Source organism: Nonomuraea sp. LP-02 (assembly GCF_036289125.1).
GTDB classification, from domain to species: domain Bacteria; phylum Actinomycetota; class Actinomycetes; order Streptosporangiales; family Streptosporangiaceae; genus Nonomuraea; species Nonomuraea bangladeshensis.
In genome coordinates, this window is sequence record NZ_JAXCLK010000002.1 from 156,936 (window position 1) to 169,283 (window position 12,348).

A 12,348-nucleotide genomic window follows, 5' to 3' on the forward strand; every position below is an offset into this window, starting at 1 on the left:
AGGATGACATGGCCCTCACCGCGCTGATCGTTTATCTCGTCTGGACGCTGCTGGCCTTCGGGCTGCGCAGCTGGGTCCAGTGGCGCCGCACCGGAGACGCCGGCTTCCGTGGCGCCGGGCTCGCCCGCGGCGGCCTGCAGTGGTGGGCGCGGATCCTGTTCGTCGCGGCCCTGGTCGCCGGCGTGGCCGGTCCGATCGCCGGGCTGGCCGGGGTTCCGGCACTGCCCGGCACCGACCGGCCGCTCGTGCAGGCCGCCGGTACGGTGCTGGCCCTGGCCGGGGTAGCGGCCACGCTGGCCGCGCAGACCTCGATGGGAGCGTCCTGGCGCATCGGGGTGGCGGAGAGCGAGACCACCGCCCTGGTCACCACCGGCGCCTTCGCCCTCGCGCGCAATCCCATCTTCACCGCGATGATCGTCACCGCCGCCGGATTGGCCGCCATGGTCCCCAACGCGATATCCCTGGTCGCGCTGCTGGTGGCCGTGGTGTCGATCGAACTGCAGGTCCGCGCCGTCGAGGAGCCGTACCTCCTGCGGGTTCACGGCCCCGCCTACCGGCAGTACGCCTCCCGTGTGGGGCGCTTCCTGCCCGGCATGGGCCGTCTGCCGTACGACGCTCGCTCATAGGCAGCCCTGCACTTTTGGGCTGACCCCCAAGCCATACTTATGGCATGGACGTGCAGCGGATGCTGATTTTTCGGGAGATCTCCCGTACCGGGTCGATCGCGGGCGCCGCCCGCGCCCTCGGCTGGACGCAGCCGGCCGTCAGCCAGCACCTGCGCCACCTGGAGCGTCAGGCGGGCACGCCCCTGGTGCTGCGGCGGCCGCGCGGCGTCCAGCTCACCGAGGCCGGGCGGGCCCTGCTGCGGCACGCCGACGCCATCGCCACCCGCATCCAGGCCGCGACCGCCGACCTGGAGGCGATGGTCCAGCTCCGCGCCGGAACCGTACGGCTGGCCGCCTTCCCCTCCGCGGGCGCCACCCTCATCCCCGCCGCGATGAGCCTGCTCGCCGAACGCCACCCCGGCCTCGACGTACGCCTGCGCGCGGCCGAGCCCCCGCAGGCCATCGCCCAGCTCGACGCCGGCGAGGTGGACCTGGCCATCACCTTCACCCACGCCGGCCAGACGCCGCCCGGCAGCGGCGAGCTGACCCGGATCCCGGCCGGGCAGGACCCGCTCCGGCTGGTCCTGCCCCTCACCCACCCCAGCGCCGGCCCGCCGGACACGCCGCTGGACCTGCGTGAGCTGGCGGGCGACAGCTGGATCGGCGGCTGCGAACGCTGCACGGCCCACCTGCTCCAGACCTGCGAGCTGGCCGGCTTCACCCCCGACATCCGCCACGGCACCGACGACTACGTCCTGACCCAGGCGCTCATCGCCCGCGGCCTGGCCGTCGGGCTGCTTCCCCAGCTGGCCCTGGACGCCGCCCGCGACCCGCGCGTCGCCGTGCGGCCGGCCCTGAACGTACGGCCCCGAGCCCTGTACGTCCTGCACCACCGCGAGGCCGAGCAGATCCCCGCCGTCCGCAGCGCCCTGCGAGCGATCCTCGACATCGTCGCCACCCACACCACCGGATGAGGGTCGCAGGCAGTCGGCCTACCCGGCCGGCGTGCCGCAGAACACTTCCTTGACCAGCCCGTCCAGCAGCTTCTGGAAGTCCTTCACCGGTCCCCGGGTGGCCGAGTCGACCCAGGTCACCGAGCCGGTCAGGGTCGTCCTGCCATCGGGCGAGCTGTACATCAGCGCGCCGTAGCCATGGGGCGGGCTGCCGTTGTGCTGGTAGACGGTGCCGCAGGCAGCAGCCTGCCACCGTTCAGCGCGGAGAAGAACGTGGTCAGATCCTGGGTGGTGGAGATCAGGTCACCGACGCCGACGAGCAGGGACAGGTTCTGACGGGAGATGTCGACCGTCTCGCCCTGGTAGCTGTAGTAGGCGTAGGCGTACGGCCCGGGCAGCTGCGTCCGGTCGCCCCTTCGTGGCCGTGCCGTCCCGCTCACGGGTGCTGCTCGCCAAGGCGTCCGTGCTGGCCGGGATCGCCGTCGCCGCCTCGCTGCTCATCGCGATCCCCGGCTACCTGTACGGACGCGCGGTGGCCGCCGGCTTCCGCCCCACACTTCCGCCCGCCGGAGCGTGAACGGTGATCGGCGGCGGCACGCTCATGCTCGTGGTGGTGATGGTGCTGGCTCCCTTCGCCGTCCTGGGCGCCTGGGCCGTCGTGCCGCTGCTGATCGCGGCCCTCGCCAACCGGCGGGTGCTCTAGGATCAGGCCGGTTTCGTCACCGGAAGTGGTGGACGTTCTCGCGGACCCAGTCGCGGAGGGTCAGCGGCGGCCTGCCGGTGAGCCTCTCGACGGTGTCGAAGATCTTCCAGTCCCAGGCGGCCGATTGGCGCTTGAGCTCCAGCAGCGCCTCCAGGCGAGGTCCGGACCAGCCGAGCCGGTCGAATTCCGCCCGGGTCTCGGCTCGGCTGCGTTCGATGAGCTTGATCGGCCGGCCGAGGATCTGGCCGACGACGCCGGCCTGGTCCCGGGGCGAGAGGGCTTGGCCGCCGGTGAGGGTGTAGGCCCGGCCGTCGTGGCCGGGGGTGGTGAGGACGTGTGCGGCGACGGCGGCGATGTCGCGGGGGTGGATCATCGCGGAGACGGGGTCGCCTTCGGTGACGTACATGGTGTGTTCGGCGGCGATGGTCGAGGCGTAGCCGTACAGATAGACCATGAAGGTGCCGGGGCGCAGCATCGTCCACGGCAGGCCGGAGCGCATGACGACCTGTTCGCCGAGCCGATGGCCGGTGCTGATGGGGTCGGTGGCGGCGAAGGTGACGCCGCTGGTGGACAGCTTGACCAGGTGAGAGACCCCGGCCCTGGCCGCCGCGGCGGCCAGGTTGCGTTCCTGGACGGGGCCGTCGGGGCCGTAGCCGGGCGGCAGGACGAAGACCTTGTCGACGCCGTCGAGGGCGGCGTCGAGGCTGTCGGGCCGGTCGAAGTCGCCGGTGGCGACCTCGACGCCGGCGGGGAACGCGGCCTTGGCGGGATCGCGGGTCATGGCGCGGACGGGGATGTTCCGGGCGGCGAGCAGGGGGAGGAGTTCGGAACCGACGGTGCCGGTGGCACCGGTGACGAGGATCATGCGAGGCCCTTCAGGAACGGGACAGCTGGGTGTCGGGGAGGAACAGGGACAGCGCCAGCCCGATCAGCGCGATCGGGATGACGGCGAGGAAGACCAGGTGCAGCGCGTCGGCGTAGGCGGCCGGGCCGGGCTGGGCCGGGAGCTCGCTGGTCACGAGGGCGGCGAAGAAGGAGGTGCCCAGCGCGGTGCCCGTCTGCCTGGCCATGGTGGCGGTGCCCTGGACGGCGCCGATGTCGTCACGGCCGGCGGCGTTGCGGGCGGCCAGGGTCAGGGCCTGGGAGTTGAGTCCGCCGGCGATGCCGTACAGCAGCAGGAACATGGTGGCGAGCACCGGGCCGGCGTCGATGACCACGCACAGCAGCCCGGTCAGCGCGAACAGGGCCATGCTCGCGACGGGATGGCGGCGGTAGGAGCCGGTGCGGGCGATCAGCTTGGTGGAGGCGTAGGAGGTGAGCACGACGCCGAGCATCATCGCGGTGAGCAGGTAGCCGGAGGTCCGGACGCCGAGGGACAGGACGGCCTGCAGCCAGAGCACCAGGTAGTTGACGATGCCCAGGCCGAGGAACCCGGCGAGGAAGCCGACCGCCACGACGATGGCGAACGTACGGTCGCGGAACAGCCGCAACGGGATGACCGGGTCCGCCGCGCGGCGCTGGGCGAGCACGAACAGCACCGGCAGCAGCACGCAGGCGGCGGCCAGGCCGAGGGTGACCGGGGAGGTCCAGGCATGAGCGGTGCCGGCCCAGGTGGTGAGCAGGTTCACCGCGACGATCGCGGCGGCCAGGAGGATGACGCCGAGGTGGTCGATCCGGGCGTGTCCGCGCCGGACGGGCAGGTGCAACCGGATCGCGACGGCGGCCACGACGAGCGCGCCGAGGGGCAGGTTGACCAGGAAGATCGAGCGCCAGCCGGCCAGGTCGGTGAGCAGGCCGCCGATGGTCGGGCCGGTCAGGGACGCGGCGCCGAAGGTCAGGGAGAACCAGCCGTAGTAGCGGGCGCCCTGCCGAGGAGTGAACATCTCGCCGAGGACGGACAGGACCGAGATGAACAGGCCGCCGCTGCCGACGCCCTGGACGACGCGGAAGGCGATCAGCTGCGTCATGGTCTGGGCCAGGCCGCAGGCGGCCGAGCCGGCCAGGAAGACCAGGATCGAGATGAGGAGGACGCGCTTGCGGCCGTACAGGTCACCGAGCTTGCCGTGGACGGGCACGGCGACGCTGCCGGCGATGAGGTAACCGGTGGTGACCCAGGCGAACCGGTCCAGTCCGCCGAGGTCGGCGACGATGCGGGGGAGCGCGGTGGCGACGATCTGCGCGTCGAGCAGGGACAGGAAGACCGCTGCCAGCAAGAGGACCACGATGCCGGTGGCACCGGCTGGCGCGGTCACGGGAGAACGGGAGGTCACGAACATCCTTGCGATCAGGGAAGCAAGCTCCGCAGCGGGAGCCTGCGAACGAACGGGAGAAGAACATCGGCCCTGAAGGGCGATGGAGATGGGATTGGTCAGGTGTGAACCTGACGCGAACCGGCCTGATCGGCCCTCTCAACCCTGATCCACCCCGGTTGCGGGGTCATCGATCAAGGTTCTCCGTGGTGTTCGTCTGTTCTCGAGGCTCCCGATGGATCGCTAGGATGCGGACGGTCCGGCGGTGATCAACCGGACGGCGGTGACGCTAACACTCGATGCCGGGGCAATGCAACTCCGGCCCAGCACGAACCGGTAGCGTGGCGCGTCCTTCGCGCAGCCGGCGCACCGCGAGGCCGGCCTGTTCCAGCGGCAGATCAGCCGCCGGAGACCGGCGGCGGGCAGCAGGCCGGTCGGGCAAGGTCGAAGGCCTGGTCGACGAGTTCGGCGCGATCTTTCTTGCCGCCCAGGCGGTGCCACTCCTGCGAGGCGGAGTCAAGGGCGGCGGCCGCGCAGGCCGTGACGAGTTCGGCGGTGAAGGCGTCGAGCCCGAATCTGCGCTGGACGATCTCGGCGAACTGCCGGCGAACGCCGTCGCGCGTCTCATGGAAGCGGGCGCGCAGGGCGGGAGTGGACGCGATCAAACGGTGGCGTTCGTCGGTGATCTCCTGGCTCCAGTCCCGCAGGACGACACGCAGTGCCTCCCACGGCCCTTCGCTCTCGGGCCGTTCCGCCAGTTCCTCGACGATGTCGTCGCCCAGTGCCTGGACGCCCTCGAAGACCACGTCCTCCTTGGTCGGGAAGTAGCGAAAGAAGCTCCGTTTGGAGATGCCCGCCGCCTTGGCGATGTCCTCGACCGTGGTCTCCTCGAACCCGCGCGAGCTGAACAGCTCCATGGCCACGTCGGCGAGCTGCATGGTGACCGCTCGCCTGGTGCGTTCTCTCAATCCCGTCACACGACTGAGTGTATCCATTGGCATTCAATGTATAGTCTGGCACTGAGTGACAGAAATGGATGGAGATGTCATGTACGCAACGACTGCCGTGATCACGGGGAGCACCGGCGGGATCGGCAAGGAGATCGCCCGTGGTCTCGCCGTACGAGGCGCTTCTGCCATGGCCAAGCCGGCCTCCCGGATCGCCGAGCGCACCGATCCGCAGGCGGAGAAGCGCTTCATGGGCTGGACGTTCAGCCAGCCGCGCAACCGCAACGCCGTCTGGAACCTGTGCACCTCGTTGAGGCTGCAGACCCTGGGAGGCAAGGCATGAGGACCGTCGTCATCACCGGAGGCACCGACGGGATCGGCAAGGGCCTCGCCCTGCACTACCTGCGCCAGGGCGCACGCGTCGTGGCCGTCGGCAGCACCCCCGCCAAGGGCGAGTCCTTCCTGGCCGAAGCCGCGAGCGAGAACGCCACCTTCCTGCGCGCCGATCTCACCTCGATCGCGGCGACCAAGGAACTCCTCGCCACCCTCCATCGCACGTGCACTTCGCTGGACACGCTCATCCTCTGCGCCCAGCGCTACCGGCTCTTCGGCCCCCGCACCACCACGGGCGAGGGCTTCGAGCACAGCTTCGCCCTCGCCTACCTCAGCAGGCACATCCTCAGCCACGGCCTGCGGGACCTGATGATGCCCGCGCCCCGGCCCGTCGTCATGAACGTCGGCACGCCGGGCGTCCCCCTGGGCCGCATTCACTGGGACGACCTGCAACTGACCCGTCGCTACAACGGCACCAAGGCCACCTTGCAGTCGTTCCGCGCCAACGACCTTCTCGGCGTGGCCTTCGGCGAGTTGTACGGCGGCGAGATCCGCTACATCGGCTACAACCCCGGCGTCGTCTCGACCGGAATGCCCGCCCACCTGCCGGCGCCGCTGCGTGCTGCGGTGCAGGCGACCTTCCCGCTGGTCGCCACCTCCGTCGCCAAAGCCGTCATTCCCATGACGACCTTGCTGGAAGATCCGCCGGCCGAGGCCTTCAGCGCCTACTTCACCAAGCGCCGTCTCTCCCTCGGCAGCGCCGCGTTCGACCGTGAGAAGGCAATGCGCCTGCATCACCTCACCCAGCACATGGTCGACGCCGGGGCGCCGGTCATGCCCAGCTGACCATCGCGTGGTCGCCGCCGGCCTCGTCCACGGCCGCCTCGACCCCGGGGTGCCGGTAGCCGAGGACGATGGGCCCGGCGCTCCTTACGCTCGTGCGGCGCGGACCTGCGAGTAGATGGCCGTCGCGGCCAGCGCCATGAGGCCGAGCATCCAGTACTGCCATGCCTGCGAGAGGCCGAGGAACACGGTGGTGTTCTGGATGACCTGCAGAAGCACGACTCCGAACAGGACGCCGATGAAGCTGCCCCGGCCGCCGAAGATCGAGGCTCCGCCGAGGACGACGGCGGTGATGCTGGCCATCGTGTAGCTGACGCCGGCGGTGGGGTCGCCCACGCCGATCTGCGCCATCAGCAGCAGCGCGCCGAGCATGGTGAGCAGCGCGCTGGCGACGTAGACGGCAAGGTGGACGCGGGCCACCGGGATTCCCCGGTTCCGTGCGGCATGCTCGGACGAGCCGGTGCCCCGGAGCCGGAGCCCCGTCATCGAACGCCGGGACATCACTTCCAGCGCGATGAGGACGGCCGCGCCGACGATGACCGCGTAGGGGATCGGGCCGATGCGCGCCCCGAGCACTTCGGTGACGGTGCTGGCGATCGATCCTCCGGGCGAGTCGCGCATGACCAGGGAGAGTCCCTGGAGCGCGGTGTAGGTGACCAAGGTGGCGACCACCGGTGTCACCCGGGCGTATCTGACCATCATCCCGTTGCCCAGCCCCACGGCGGCCGCCGCGAGGAACATCAGCACCAGTCCGACGATCCACCACCCGGCTCCGTACCCGTCGAGGACGTAGAACGAGGCGATGACCACGAGGGTCCCGCTCAGGGGGCCGACCGACAGGTCGATTCCTCCGGTGAGCATGACGATGAGCTGCCCGGCGGCGAGGAAGAGCACCGGCGCCGCCAGGCCGAGCATGCTGGCGATGTTGAACTCGGACAGGAAGCGGTCGCTCCTGGTGGCGCTCACCAGGGCCAGGAGCACGATCGCGGCCGCGAGGAACAGGCTGGGCGCCTGCTCGCTGGAGAGCAGGCGGCGGAACCTGCCGAGCGGGCCCGTACGCCGGTCCGGTCCGGCGGCCTCCGGGCTCTGGTCCGAGGTCGCCGCCGTGAGGGACGCCTCGGTGATGGCGTGCTCGGAGATCTCGTCGCCGGTCAGCTCGCGGACGACCCGCCCTCGGGAGAACACGAGCACGCGGTCGCACAGCCCGGCGAGTTCGACGTTGTCGGAGCTGAGCACGACCACCGGCGTCCCCGACTCGGCGGTGGAGCGGAGCCGGTGGTAGATGTCGGACCGTACGCCGACGTCGATCCCCTGGGTGGGTTCGTCGCACAGCAGCACTTTGGGGTCGGACAGCAGGGAGCGGCCGAGCACCACCTTCTGCTGGTTTCCGCCTGACAGGTGCTCCACGGCGGAGTCGGGCGAGGCCACCTTGATGCCGAGTTGCCGGATCTCCTCGGCCACCAGCGCGTTCTCGGCCGATCCCTTGACGACCCCGGCCGAGGCGGTCCGGTTCGTGGCGGCGACGCCGAGGTTCTCCTTGACCGAGAGCACGGTCGCGACGCCTTCGACGTGCCGCTCCTGGGGCATGAGGACCACGCCGGCCCGCCGGGCGCGGCGGGGGCTGCCGAGCTCCACGGGCCGGCCGGCGACGGTGACGCCGCCGCCGGTGACCGGGTCGGCTCCGCCGAGCGCGCGGATGAACTCGCGCTGCCCGTTGCCTTCCACGCCGGCCAGGCCGAGGACCTCGTTGCGGGCGAGGGTGGTGGTGATCCCCCGGAGCCGGTCCGAGCGCAGATCGCGTACTTCCATCACGACGTCGCCGACGGAGGAGGGCCGCGGCGGGAACAGCGCGTCGATCTCCCGGCCCGCGATGCGGGTGATGATCTCCTCCTCGGTCACCTCCGAGGCGAGGAAGGTGCCGCGGATCTGCCCGTCGCGGAGCACGGTGAGGCGGTCGGACAGGGCCATCACGTCGGGGAGCCGGTGGCTGATGTAGACCACGGCCATCCCGCCGGCGGCGGCCTTGCGCACCTGCTCGAACAGCCTGTCGATCTCGGCCACCATGAACGGCTCGGTGGGCTCGTCGAGGATCAGGACGCTGGGTTCGCAGGCGAGGGCCCCGCAGATCTCCAGCGCCTGCTTCTCGGCCAGGGTCAACCGGCCGGCCACGGCGGCCGGGTCGATGTCCATCCCCATGGGGAGCAGTCGTTCCCTGGCCCAGTCCTGGGCGTCGCCGAACGACGGCCGCAGCCGCTTCGGCACGCTCAGCAGGAGGTTCTCGGTGACGGTGAGGTCGGGGAGAAGCGCCGGGTGCTGGAAGGCGATGGCGAGGCCCTGCTCTCGGGCGGCGATCGGGGAGATGTGCCGCATCGGCTCGCCCGCGATCTCGATGGTGCCCGCGTCGGGGGCCAGCGCTCCGGACGCCACCGCCATGAGCGTGGACTTCCCGGCGCCGTTCCCTCCCACCAGGGCGTGTATCTCGCCGGGGCGCACCTCGAAGTCGACCGCGTCGAGCGCGACGACGCCGGGGAAACGTTTGGTCACCCCGCGGAGAACCAGTCCGGCTGTCGAATCGACCATGCGAAGGATCACTCCTCACTCGGCTCATCGCTTCCGCCGGGCGCGTGCCCGGCGGAAGGCGACAAGTGATCAGCTGTAGGCCTGCTTGAGCTGCTCCGGCGTGAGCTCGGAGGACAGGACAGCGCTGGCGGGAAGGTCGGGGTCACACTTCGGGAGCTTCGTCTTGTCGAGCGTGTTCTCGAAGATCGGGATGTTGATGATCTCCGGCTCGTCGTTCTTGATCCCCTGGTGCGCGGCGACGGCCTTGCGCAGCGCGAGACGGATGATCCAGGTACGCGCCGACACGGTCACGGTCTGGAAGGTCGGGTTCTTGTCCGCGTTCTCCTTCCAGGCGCACGCGAACCCGTTGTTGTCGTTGGCGGTCCACTTCGGCAGCGGCCGGCCGGCCTGGAGGAAGGCGCGGATGCCGCCGAGCGACGCGTCGCCCGAGTCGGTGATCACGCCGTCGATGGTCGGGTACTTGGTGAGCAGCCCGGCCACGACCTTCTGCATCTGGGCGGGGTTCCAGTTGGTGTCGATCGGCTTGCCCGGCTCGTTCAGCAGCTTGACGTTCGCGCAGGCGGAGTTCTCCTTGAGCTCCTTCTCGATGCCGACCATCTCGGTGATGCTCTGCGTGTTGCCCGGGGTGCCGCCGAGGAAGACGACGTTGCCGCCCTTGTCGCCGAGCGACTCGCACATCCAGCGGGTCCAGGTCACGCCGTCGTTGACCGTGTTGTGGCCGACGAACGCGGTGTAGTCCACGCCCGGCTTGCCGCCGGGGTTCGCCGTCCACGGCACCACCTGCACGCCGGCCTTGTACGCCTCACGCAGCGTCGGCAGCAGCGCCTCGCCGGCGTCGGGGAAGACCACGAGGGCTTCGACGCCCTGGGCGACCAGGGCCTTGATGTCGCTGATCGCCTTCTGCGGGTTGTTCTGGCCGTCGGCGTACGGCAGCACGGTGATGTTGGGGCACTTGGCGGCCTCGTCCTCGAACTCGGCGCGGGCCGTCTTGCGGAAGGCGTTGTCGCCGGTGCCGTCCGCGAGCGCGACCTTGACCGGCTTGGTGCCGCAGAAGTCGGACATGGGACGGAGCTGGGAAACGTCTCCGATCTTGGCCGCGTTGTCGTAGACGGCCTCGACACCGCCCTCGGTGGCGTTGTTCGCGGCGCCCGGCCCGCCGGCGCAGGCCGTCACGCCGAGGGCGAGGGCGAGGACGGCGGCCGAGCCGCGGGCCCGGAAGCGGGCTCTGGTGGAGGTCATGGGGCTCTCCTGTCTGGGGGACACTTGGGGGCCTGGTCGGCTAGCGCGACGGCAGCGTGGCGGCGGGGTCGGGGGCGCGGGTCGTCAGCCGCGCGCGGACGGCGCTCCACGGCACGCCGCGGGCCACCACGCTCAGCGCGAGTACGGCGGCCTGGACGAGGAGCTGGGTGGCGGTGGACGCGCCGGCGGCGAGGACCACCTGGTCGAGCTGGGTGAGGAAGAGCGCGGCGACGGCGGTGGCGGCCAGGTTGGTGATGCCGCCGGACAGCAGGCTTCCGCCGAGGACGACGGCCGCGATGGTGGGGAGCAGGTAGGTGTTGCCGAGCAGGATGTCCGGAGTCCGCAGGTAGCCGGCGAGCAGGACGCCGGCCAGCGAGTAGCAGATTCCCGCCGCCACGTACGCGCCCATCTCGTAGGAGCCGGTGGGCAGGCCGAGCAGCCGCGCCGCGGGCCGTCCGGCGCCGACGGCGATGAATCGCCGGCCGAGCACCGTGTGGCGGATGATCCAGTGCGCGAGCCCGACCACGACGACCGCGACCAGCAGCAGGTTGGGGATGCCCGCCACCGATCCGACGGCGAACGCGCTCAGCGCGGCGCTGGCCGAGGCGGGGAAGCCGCTGGAGACCTGCAGGACCACGCCGATGAGGATGGAGTTGACCGCCAGGGACGCCACGAACGCCGCGATGGACAACCGGACCACGGCGAAACCGATGATCAGCCCGCCCAGGGCGCCCACGACCAGCGCGAGCCCGACGGCCGCCCAGACCGGGACCCCCGATGCGGCGGGGAGTTTGGTGGCGAGCACGGCGGCCAGCGCCATCCCGCCGGGCACCGACAGGTCGATGCCGCCGTGGGCGACGACGAGGGTCTGCCCGAGCGCGGCGATCGCCATCACCGCCGCGAACGGGAGCATGGACAGCACTGCGGATCCGGACAGGCTGCCGGGTGAGATGAGCGGGCTGGCGGCGAAGAGCAGCAGCGTGATCAGCCAGATGGAGGAGAAGCGACCGGCCCTGAGGCGACGCAGATCGATCAGTCCACCAGGTCCGGCGCGCTTGGCCGGCGGCGAGGTCGTACGCCGAGACATTTACGAGTACCTCTCTGGAAATCTGCGGGGGTGCGCGGGTCCGTGCTCAGATGGCGGTGTAGCCGCCGTCCACGGCCACGTCCGCGCCGGTCATGAAGCCGGCGGCGGAGCTCAGCAGGAAGGTGACCACCTTGGCCACCTCGTGGGGGTCCGCCAGGCGGGCGATCGGGTGGCCGGCGATGAGCCGCTGCCGGGCGGAGTCGGGATCGGGCTGGGATCCGAGGTAGGTGGCCAGCTGTTCGGTGGCGACCGATCCGGGGCTGACCACGTTGCACCGGATCCCGGCGGCGGCGTAGTCGACGGCGATCTGGCGGGACAGCTGCAGCACCGCTCCCTTGGAGGCGCAGTAGGCGGCCTGGCCGGGCAGGCCGACCGTGCCGGAGATCGAGGAGAGGTTGACGATCGACCCGGGCGTCCCCTGGGCGAGCATCGCGGCCACCGCGTGCCTGCACAGCAGGAAGGTGCCGGTCGCGTTGACCGTCATGACCCGGTTCCAGTCGTCGAGGGTGGTGTCGACCAGGGGTTTCGCCACGATCGTGGCGGCGCAGTTGACCAGGCCGTCGAGGTGGCCCCACCGGTCGGTGGCGACCTTGACGGCGGCGGCGACCGCGTCCTCGTCGGTGACGTCCAGCCCGTGTGCCAGGGCGTCGTGTCCGCCGGCGCGGAGTTCGGCGGCGAGCCGTTCCACGTGTTCGACGCGTTGATCCGTCAGGAGAACGGACGTGCCGGCCGCCGCGCACTCGCGTGCTGTCGCGGCGCCGATACCGCCTCCGGCACCGCTGACGATCACTACTTCTGGCACAACTCAG

The 12,348-nt window shown here is 71.0% G+C and carries 15 protein-coding genes; 6 read left to right on the forward strand and 9 right to left on the reverse strand.

Translation table 11 applies throughout. The features are described 5' to 3' along the window. Window positions 1-8 precede the first annotated feature (8 nt). On the forward strand, window positions 9-626 hold the full coding sequence (locus SMD20_RS44040; RefSeq protein WP_329593190.1) for a methyltransferase family protein: 618 nt from the start codon (window positions 9-11) through the stop codon (window positions 624-626). 44 nt (window positions 627-670) lie between these two features. After that, on the forward strand, window positions 671-1,579 hold the full coding sequence (locus SMD20_RS44045; RefSeq protein ID WP_329593192.1) for a LysR family transcriptional regulator: 909 nt from the start codon (window positions 671-673) through the stop codon (window positions 1,577-1,579). An 18-nt stretch (window positions 1,580-1,597) separates the two neighbouring features. On the opposite strand, the gene SMD20_RS44050 is transcribed toward SMD20_RS44045, so the two are convergent. Together SMD20_RS44050 and SMD20_RS44055 are read right to left on the reverse strand one after the other, a co-directional pair. Continuing rightward, a complete protein-coding gene (locus tag SMD20_RS44050) occupies window positions 1,598-1,741 on the reverse strand; it encodes a hypothetical protein (protein ID WP_329593194.1) in 144 nt (47 codons plus the stop codon). After that, a complete protein-coding gene (locus SMD20_RS44055) occupies window positions 1,741-1,998 on the reverse strand; it encodes a hypothetical protein (protein WP_329593195.1) in 258 nt (85 codons plus the stop codon). The genes SMD20_RS44050 and SMD20_RS44055 overlap by 1 nt, the downstream gene beginning before the upstream one ends. Here SMD20_RS44055 and SMD20_RS44060 point away from each other — a divergent pair. Together SMD20_RS44060 and SMD20_RS44065 are read left to right on the forward strand one after the other, a co-directional pair. Continuing rightward, entirely contained in the window at window positions 1,983-2,135 is a 153-nt protein-coding gene (locus SMD20_RS44060; RefSeq protein WP_329593197.1) for a hypothetical protein, read from the forward strand. The two genes, SMD20_RS44055 and SMD20_RS44060, sit on opposite strands and share 16 nt — an antisense overlap. Window positions 2,136-2,138: 3 nt before the next feature. Next, on the forward strand, window positions 2,139-2,261 hold the full coding sequence (locus SMD20_RS44065) for a hypothetical protein (RefSeq protein WP_329593199.1): 123 nt from the start codon (window positions 2,139-2,141) through the stop codon (window positions 2,259-2,261). 16 nt (window positions 2,262-2,277) lie between these two features. Here the strand turns inward: SMD20_RS44065 and SMD20_RS44070 are convergent, their stop codons facing one another. The 3 genes from SMD20_RS44070 to SMD20_RS44080 form a co-directional block, all read right to left on the reverse strand. Continuing rightward, a complete protein-coding gene (locus tag SMD20_RS44070; protein ID WP_329593201.1) occupies window positions 2,278-3,126 on the reverse strand; it encodes an NAD(P)H-binding protein in 849 nt (282 codons plus the stop codon). A gap of 10 nt (window positions 3,127-3,136) precedes the next feature. Then, a complete protein-coding gene (locus SMD20_RS44075; RefSeq protein WP_329593203.1) occupies window positions 3,137-4,513 on the reverse strand; it encodes an MFS transporter in 1,377 nt (458 codons plus the stop codon). 395 nt (window positions 4,514-4,908) lie between these two features. Beyond that, window positions 4,909-5,487: a TetR family transcriptional regulator gene (locus SMD20_RS44080; RefSeq protein ID WP_329593205.1), complete on the reverse strand. Its 579-nt coding sequence runs from the start codon at window positions 5,485-5,487 to the stop codon at window positions 4,909-4,911. Window positions 5,488-5,557: 70 nt separating this feature from the next. On the opposite strand from SMD20_RS44080, the gene SMD20_RS44085 reads away from it, so the two are divergent. Both SMD20_RS44085 and SMD20_RS44090 read left to right on the forward strand, forming a co-directional pair. After that, on the forward strand, window positions 5,558-5,800 hold the full coding sequence (locus SMD20_RS44085; RefSeq protein ID WP_329593207.1) for a hypothetical protein: 243 nt from the start codon (window positions 5,558-5,560) through the stop codon (window positions 5,798-5,800). Then, window positions 5,797-6,636, forward strand: coding sequence for an SDR family NAD(P)-dependent oxidoreductase (locus tag SMD20_RS44090; RefSeq protein ID WP_329593209.1), 840 nt, complete (start codon window positions 5,797-5,799; stop codon window positions 6,634-6,636). Before SMD20_RS44085 ends, SMD20_RS44090 begins: the two co-directional genes overlap by 4 nt. Window positions 6,637-6,720: 84 nt before the next feature. Here the strand turns inward: SMD20_RS44090 and SMD20_RS44095 are convergent, their stop codons facing one another. The 4 genes from SMD20_RS44095 to SMD20_RS44110 form a co-directional block, all read right to left on the reverse strand. Beyond that, window positions 6,721-9,213 (reverse strand): ATP-binding cassette domain-containing protein, encoded by a 2,493-nt coding sequence (locus tag SMD20_RS44095; RefSeq protein ID WP_329593211.1) that lies wholly within the window; start codon window positions 9,211-9,213, stop codon window positions 6,721-6,723. Window positions 9,214-9,282: 69 nt separating this feature from the next. Further along, complete coding sequence (locus SMD20_RS44100) at window positions 9,283-10,452, reverse strand: substrate-binding domain-containing protein (RefSeq protein WP_329593212.1); 1,170 nt, start codon at window positions 10,450-10,452, stop codon at window positions 9,283-9,285. Between the two features lie 40 nt (window positions 10,453-10,492). Then, entirely contained in the window at window positions 10,493-11,539 is a 1,047-nt protein-coding gene (locus tag SMD20_RS44105) for an ABC transporter permease (RefSeq protein WP_329593213.1), read from the reverse strand. 46 nt (window positions 11,540-11,585) lie between these two features. After that, complete coding sequence (locus SMD20_RS44110) at window positions 11,586-12,341, reverse strand: SDR family NAD(P)-dependent oxidoreductase (RefSeq protein WP_329593215.1); 756 nt, start codon at window positions 12,339-12,341, stop codon at window positions 11,586-11,588. Window positions 12,342-12,348 lie beyond the last annotated feature (7 nt).

Bases quoted from the DNA above. Each gene is read 5' to 3' on its own strand.
- SMD20_RS44040 (WP_329593190.1), top strand. From the start codon at position 9: ATGGCCCTCACCGCGCTGATCGTTTATCTCGTCTGGACGCTGCTGGCC.
- SMD20_RS44105 (WP_329593213.1), bottom strand. From the start codon at position 11,539: ATGTCTCGGCGTACGACCTCGCCGCCGGCCAAGCGCGCCGGACCTGGT.
- SMD20_RS44095 (WP_329593211.1), bottom strand. From the start codon at position 9,213: ATGGTCGATTCGACAGCCGGACTGGTTCTCCGCGGGGTGACCAAACGT.
- SMD20_RS44045 (WP_329593192.1), top strand. From the start codon at position 671: ATGGACGTGCAGCGGATGCTGATTTTTCGGGAGATCTCCCGTACCGGG.
- SMD20_RS44085 (WP_329593207.1), top strand. From the start codon at position 5,558: ATGTACGCAACGACTGCCGTGATCACGGGGAGCACCGGCGGGATCGGC.
- SMD20_RS44100 (WP_329593212.1), bottom strand. From the start codon at position 10,452: ATGACCTCCACCAGAGCCCGCTTCCGGGCCCGCGGCTCGGCCGCCGTC.
- SMD20_RS44050 (WP_329593194.1), bottom strand. From the start codon at position 1,741: ATGTACAGCTCGCCCGATGGCAGGACGACCCTGACCGGCTCGGTGACC.
- SMD20_RS44090 (WP_329593209.1), top strand. From the start codon at position 5,797: ATGAGGACCGTCGTCATCACCGGAGGCACCGACGGGATCGGCAAGGGC.
- SMD20_RS44070 (WP_329593201.1), bottom strand. From the start codon at position 3,126: ATGATCCTCGTCACCGGTGCCACCGGCACCGTCGGTTCCGAACTCCTC.